Source organism: Marinagarivorans sp. (assembly GCF_982758155.1).
This window is the reverse complement of record NZ_CEXWTU010000247.1, coordinates 1-7,085: the sequence shown is the minus strand read 5'-3', so window position 1 is coordinate 7,085 and position 7,085 is coordinate 1. Positions and strand designations below refer to the sequence as shown.

6 protein-coding genes are annotated in these 7,085 nt (G+C 45.5%); all 6 read right to left on the bottom strand.

Translation table 11 applies throughout. The annotated features are described in order from the left end of the window. A partial coding sequence (locus tag AC3A8L_RS18510; protein ID WP_487963760.1) for an Lcl domain-containing protein occupies positions 1-300 on the bottom strand: 300 nt, incomplete at its 3' end. Then, a complete protein-coding gene (locus AC3A8L_RS18505) occupies positions 297-1,055 on the bottom strand; it encodes an Lcl C-terminal domain-containing protein (protein ID WP_487963759.1) in 759 nt (252 codons plus the stop codon). The genes AC3A8L_RS18510 and AC3A8L_RS18505, both read right to left, overlap by 4 nt. A 296-nt stretch (positions 1,056-1,351) precedes the next feature. After that, entirely contained in the window at positions 1,352-3,076 is a 1,725-nt protein-coding gene (gene recJ, locus AC3A8L_RS18500; protein ID WP_487963758.1) for a single-stranded-DNA-specific exonuclease RecJ, read from the bottom strand. Positions 3,077-3,124: 48 nt separating this feature from the next. Then, positions 3,125-4,078: a nitrate- and nitrite sensing domain-containing protein gene (locus AC3A8L_RS18495; RefSeq protein WP_487963757.1), complete on the bottom strand. Its 954-nt coding sequence runs from the start codon at positions 4,076-4,078 to the stop codon at positions 3,125-3,127. A 15-nt stretch (positions 4,079-4,093) separates the two neighbouring features. After that, the gene (thrC, locus tag AC3A8L_RS18490) at positions 4,094-5,488 is read right to left on the bottom strand and encodes a threonine synthase (protein WP_487963756.1); all 1,395 of its coding nucleotides are present in this window, start codon (positions 5,486-5,488) and stop codon (positions 4,094-4,096) included. 53 nt (positions 5,489-5,541) lie between these two features. Beyond that, the gene (locus tag AC3A8L_RS18485; RefSeq protein WP_487963755.1) at positions 5,542-6,846 is read right to left on the bottom strand and encodes a homoserine dehydrogenase; all 1,305 of its coding nucleotides are present in this window, start codon (positions 6,844-6,846) and stop codon (positions 5,542-5,544) included. Positions 6,847-7,085 lie beyond the last annotated feature (239 nt).

The following is a 7,085-nucleotide window of genomic DNA, read 5'->3' as shown; positions in this document are numbered from 1 at the left end:
CAACTCCTTTTTATTGGGTAGGCGCCAACCATTGGGTGTCGCCGCCAAAGCCTCATCCCAAGTGTATACGCCCTGCACTCCTTCAGTTACCGAACAACCTTCGCTTTTAGACCATGTCGAACCCAGCGCACAACGCTGCCACTGCAGTCCCGTATGTGTATCCCTTAAAATGGCAGGGTTACTCATTTCGGTGAAACGCTCTGCCGGTGTTGTCGGCGCTACAGTAAGGTCGCACTCGGCCCAAGAAACCGCGTGGAAACTCACGATGAAACTCAAAAACAGTTTGATTACGATCCTCATGGAATTACTCCTCCACTAACAAGACGAACATGGGCCGTATTACTTTTGTTAATAATCCCATTGCCTGCGGCAGTAAAATAGACATACCACGCAAACTCGGGGTTGAAGGCCACACTTTGCGATGTCCAGTGCGCGTTATACGCACTATTGGGGAATACGGTAATATCTAACGGCGGGTTAGCGCGGCTTTGATCGGCAATGGAAAGTAATTCGCTCACAGAGGGTAAGCGCCAATCAGTTCGCCCGCACCGAGCCGAAGCGTTAGCCTGCGTGATGTAAGCGGCAGTATCGCAATCACTTCCTAAGCATGAACCACCATTGGCAACACCGGCATTACCACCGTTTAGTCCATCATTGGGCTGATACCAACTATAGGTATGGTTACTGTACCGCTGGGCGTTCGCATTGACCGACTTTACCTCCCAGACTAAGCCGGTTACGTTATCTTCGACACAATCCCAAGCCATACCATCGGTATTTTCGCTCCAATCGACTAACTGATCATTCAGCGCGAACCCCGCGGCATCACGCTTAATAAAATCAAAGCCGGCACTACCAGAACCTAGTTTCATCGCCGGAACAGCCGAATCGCGACCATACTGGCCGTCCTGCCCGGGCCTATTAGTGCTCGTACAATTTTCCTGCTCCCAAGCGGCAGACATACACAGCGCAACACCCGTGTCATTTAACGGCACCGAGGGTAATGCATCGTCGGCTACATCACCGCTTATACAGCCTGCAATTACCAAACTCATGGCTAGAACCACAACGAACTTTAAACCGCCCACGCTATAACCCTTATTGAAATTATTACACTTACAGTAGAAAGAGCAGCTTAACCGATAAAGCGGGTAAAATAGGTTGCCCTTAAGCACAGTTTTTAATCGGGATGAAAACCTTCATCACACGGTTTGAAACAGGAAGAATACATGGACGCTTACGACTCGCTTATCGACGACCATCCTGGCGACAATTCTCTACCCGTAACCTCAGTGTGCAGTTTTCACTTGCACTGACACTCCCTGACGGAAAGCAAATATTTAAAAGATTTCTAACGTGCATCTAAATAATCAACCATCAACTGAATATTCTGGCGGCCATTAAACTCATTCACCTGCAGCTTGAATACTGCAAATATATTTGCGCAGTCCTGATTAGGCCATTGCGCTAAATCACAATTAAAATAAATGGCATCAATGATTTTCTGTGGTGAGGATGGCAGCGCCAAAACGAGTTTCAAATGCTTCTGACCCACAATGCGCTGGTTCACCAAAATAAAGTCGCCACTAAAACAAGGCTCTGGAAACGCCTGCCCCCAAGGGCCCGCATTCTCCAGTTCGTGCGCCAATAACAAATTAAAATCTTCGGCCTGTAACTCGCCATCCGTATAAATAACTGGTGTTAATCCATCCTCACCAGCTCTACTCGCAACCACTTTAGCAAAACTTTTTTCAAAAGCGGGTAAGTGTTTTTTTTCTAAGCTTAGGCCTGCAGCAATCGCATGGCCGCCAAACTTTGTCAGCATCCCTGGATTTTTAGCGGCTACGTCATCGAGTACATCGCGCAAGTGTATTCCCGGCACAGAGCGGCCAGAGCCTTTAAGTGTAGTTTCATTATCATCTGCAAAAACAATCGTTGGGCGATGTAATTTATCCTTTACCCTTGAGGCCAAAATACCAATCACACCTTGATGCCAGTCTTCTTGATACAAGCACACCCCAAACGGTACTTCGCCATCATCATCGCGATCCAATGCCGTTAAGAAAGCCGCGGCATCAGCTTGCATACTCCCTTCAATCGCACGACGCTCTTTATTCAGTGCATCCAATTCGGCAGCCAAGGTTAACGCTTCTGCGGGGTCATCCGACAACAAGCAGCGAATACCCAAGCTCATGTCATCTAACCGACCCGCCGCATTTAAACGCGGCCCTACCATAAAACCTAAGTCCGTCGCGCGTAATTTTTCGAGCTGCCGCCCAGCGACCTGTGCGATAGCTTTAATACCTTCGCAAGCAAAACCGGCACGCATACGCAACAAACCCTGCTGGACAAAAATCCGATTATTGTGATCCAACGGCACAACATCAGCCACAGTACCCAAAGACACGAGATCTAAAAAGTGAGCAAAATTAGGCGCCGGGGCCTCCGCAAAAAAACCTTCGGCCTGCATTGCCGAACGTAGCGCCGACATCACATAAAAGATAACGCCTACGCCAGCGCAATTTTTTGTTGGGAACTCACAATGAGGCTGATTAGGGTTCACAATAGCCTCCGCCGTCGGCAACTCCGCCCCCGGCAAATGGTGATCGGTCACCATTACTTGCATACCCGCCGCTTGCGCTGCCGCCACGCCCTGCAAACTGGAGATGCCGTTATCGACGGTAATTAAAAGATCTGGGTGGAACTGTTTAGCGACTTCCACTATTTCTGGCGTTAAGCCATAACCGTATTCAAACCGATTAGGGACTAAATAATCAACAGAAGCAAACCCAAGCGCTCGCAAGCAACGTACGGCTACGGCTGTACTTGTGGCGCCATCGGCATCGAAGTCTCCCACGATCAAAATGCGCAGCTGCTCTTTACGAGCACGAAGCAATAACCCTATCGCGTCATCAACCCCTTTCATCTGAGATGGCCTAAACAGATGCTTTAAGGAATAGTCCAGCTGGCTATCATCTAACACACCACGAGCAGCATAAATACGAGCAAGAACAGAAGATATAGAGCTTAAGTGGAAGTCATCTTGGATGCTACGAGGAAGGATTTTTTTATGCATGAAATTACTTAATTTAAGAACGATATGCGCGACACAGTAGCATAACGATCACCCAAGAACGTGCATCACGGCTTTAAGCTGATCATCAAACTGCAGATAAAGCTCATCAATTACCCCAGTAGCCGATTGATAATAGCTTTGCAGCGGGCGGGTTTCGGGGTTTTCCAGTAAAGCCTGAGGGAAGCACATTAAAAAATGTTGGATTTTTTGCCTATGAGCCTCACTTAAAAAACGGGTGAATTCAGGCTTATCAATAGTCTTCGCAAACTCTGTCATTAATACCTGCAAGGATGTGCGCAACTTCGGTGCATTCTCATGGCGCGCTAAACTAGCGATGTATGCCAATCCAACTGCTCTGATTTGCCCTAGCTGCTCAACCACGCCCAGCATATAGCGCCAAGGAACATCATCTAAACGGGTATCTACAAGGTGATGCTCAATTGCGACATCATCAATAAAAACAAGTATTCCGCGAATCAGTTTATTGTGTTGGTCAAGATTTTTACGTGTATCGAGATGATTATATTGTCCAGCAAGACGTGCCCAATGTGCCGTAATGGCCTCCCAGTTAGGATTATCTTTAATCCAATCACCAACAAGTGCGATATGCCCTAGGTCACGACTCACACTGCGCTGAGACTCTTCGAGCTCTTCAAACAAGCTCACATCACCACCTAAAACAGTCGTTGATAGCCCTCTGTGACGCTGTATATGCATCAACATTGAACGTAGGGCCTGCAACCAAATAATGCCCTGCGTGCGCTTTTGTTTTTGGTGCTGTCTACGTACCGTCCACACCACCGCTGTTAAAATCACGACTAGCAACGTTACGACACATAACACAACAGGTACTTGCGATGGATCCATACTCATTACGCCAATGTTCTGGTGAAAATTAAGAGACACTCTACATTCAAGACTACCATCAATTGCAAGCAAATCACCCGCCACAACTGCCGCAGACTCACAAACAAAAAAGCCGCCAGAATAGGCGGCTTTCAATAAAAAAATATTCGGCTATGCTCGGATATGACCGGCAATAAAACTATGCACCTTCGCCATATCATTGTCGAGAATTTGATAGCGCTCCTCTCTATCAAATAAATCCTGCATATGATGAGGTAAAGCGGGGTCTTGGCATCCAGCCTTTTGAATAGCTTCAGGGAATTTTGCGGGGTGAGCCGTTGCCATGCAGATCATCGGTACATCTTTACTACGACGTGTTTTACGAGCAGCTTCAAGACCAATGGCCGTATGAGGATCTAATAAATATTCTGTCGATTCGAAGGTGTCTTTAATAACAGCAAGAACCTCCTCATCGTTTAAGCGATAACTACTGAATAACTCACGGGCTCGCGTTAATGCCTTTTCGCTAAGAGTCATATTGCCGCTTTTGAACTCTTCCATCAAACCTGCAATTGCACTACCGTCACGATCATATAAATCAAACAGCATACGCTCAAAGTTGCTGGACACCATGATATCCATACTTGGCGATAACGAATGCTCCAAAGGTTGCTTTGAATGGTCATTAGCGCTGATACATCGATGCAAGATATCATTTTGATTAGTTGCAATAACCAACTGATCAATTGGCAGACCCATACGACTCGCCAAGTAACCCGCGAAAATATCACCAAAATTACCCGTAGGTACCGAAAAAGACACTTTACGATCGGGTGAGCCCACAGCAACCCCGGCATAAAAATAATAAACAATTTGCGCCATAATGCGCGCCCAGTTAATCGAATTAACTGCAACTAACTGACGACCTTCAGGCAAGAATGACTGATCAGAAAAACTCGCTTTAACCATATTTTGACAATCATCAAAATTGCCTTCAAGTGCAATGTTATGCACGTTATCTTCAATAACCGTGGTCATCTGGCGGCGCTGCACATCTGACACGCGCTTATTAGGATGCAATATGAAAATATCAACGTTTTTGCAATGACGGCAGCCTTCAATAGCGGCAGAGCCTGTATCGCCAGATGTTGCACCCATAATTACGACTTTTTGCTGACGCTTTTCTAAAATAAAATCAAGCAAATTACCTAAAAATTGTAATGCAAAATCTTTAAAGGCAAGCGTAGGCCCTTGAAACAATTCAAGAATAAATTCGTTATGGCCGGTTTGCACCAGTGGTGCTATAGCACTATGGCGAAAAGACGTGTAAGAACGATCAATAATATCTTTTAAGTCGTGGTCGGATACCGCACCATCAACAAATCGCGCCATAATTTTGAATGCTAGCTCGTTATATGGCAGGCCGCGCATAGCTGCAATTTCATCAGTACTAAACTGCGGAATTGTTTCAGGAATATAAAGACCTCCATCAGAGGCCAAACCCGTTAAAACAACATCTTCAAAACTAAGTGCAGGCGCCTGCCCACGAGTACTTATAAATTTCACAATAATTTCTCAGGCTTTTAATTTATCTATAACCGTAATTGTAGAGTCGCCACTTATAACAAGGACTCAACCCTTATACGAATAACCTTACCCACAACAGTATCTAGGCCTTCAATCTTGCTAATCGCTTCGTTCATATGCTTTTCTTTAACACGATTCGATAGCACTATTACAGGAACTTCCATTTGATCATCTTTGGGCTCTTTCTGTATCAACGCTTCAATACTAATGCCCTGATCACTCAATATCTGAGTTACTTTAGAAAGAACACCAGGCTTATCGACAGCGGACAAGCGCAAGTAATAACCCGTCTCAATTTCGCCCATAGGCATAATAGTATGCTCTTGCAAACTATTAGCCACGAACCCTAAATAAGGCACACGGTTTTCTGGCTCAGCTGAAAGCATCCGCGCTAGATCAACAACATCCGCGATCACTGATGAGGCTGTAGGCTCACTGCCAGCTCCAGGACCATAATACAATGTAGAACCCACGGCATCACCCTTGACCAATATAGCGTTGTCAACACCATCAACATTGGCAATCAAGCGACGCTCAGGGATAAATGTCGGATGCACACGTAATTCCACGCCGCTTTCATGCTGGCGAGCAACACCCAAATGTTTGATTCGGTAACCAAGCTCTGTAGCATAAGTAACATCTTCGGGTGATATGTCAGCTATACCTTCGCAATAAACTTTATCGAATTGTAAAGGCATACCAAACGCTAAGGACGCTAAAATAACAAGCTTATGTGCAGCGTCGATACCTTCAACATCAAACGTAGGATCTGCTTCGGCATAACCTAACGCCTGAGCTTCAGCCAAAACATCGTCAAACGTACGGCCTTTGTCTCGCATTTCCGTCAAAATGAAGTTACCCGTACCATTAATGATACCTGCTAACCATTCAATTTTATTCGCCGACAGGCCTTCACGCAGGGTACGAATAATCGGTATGCCTCCAGCAACAGCGGCTTCGTAAGCAACAGAGACACCTTTAGCTTTAGCGGCTGCAAATATTTCATTGCCGTATTCAGCAATTAAAGCCTTGTTGGCTGTCACTACGTGCTTACCGTTTTCTATAGCTTTAAGAATTAACTCTTTAGCCAAAGTTGTACCGCCGATAAGCTCGACAACGATATCAATCTCTGGATTGTTTACAACATCAAAAATATCACGGGACACATCAACGGAGCTGGTATCTGCATTGGGGTTATCTCGCCGAGCCCCCACTTGCGTAATTTCAATATTGCAGCCCGCACGCGCATTAATCTCAGTTTGATTACGTTTAATCACGTTAAAAGTACCGCTTCCCACGGTGCCAAGACCACAAATACCTATTTTTACGGTTTTCAAAACCCACCTCATATTGGTGATTAATTATTTCAATTGCAGTGACGTCTTAACGCCAAAAATGACTGCAAAAAGGGTCGCTACGATACTTAGCGTAGCTGAGAGTGTCAACGGAATTAAGATTGAACGCAAGCAGGATAACCTAAAAAAACAGCCTATCAAATGTGTTTTTCGCTCACTAAACCGCAAGCAAAAAAAAGCCCGTTATCAAAGATAACGGGCTTTTCGGAATAAAACCTGAC

Coding starts and splice junctions, on each gene's coding strand:
- recJ (WP_487963758.1), bottom strand. CDS start 3,076: ATGCATAAAAAAATCCTTCCTCGTAGCATCCAAGATGACTTCCACTTA.
- AC3A8L_RS18505 (WP_487963759.1), bottom strand. CDS start 1,055: ATGAGTTTGGTAATTGCAGGCTGTATAAGCGGTGATGTAGCCGACGAT.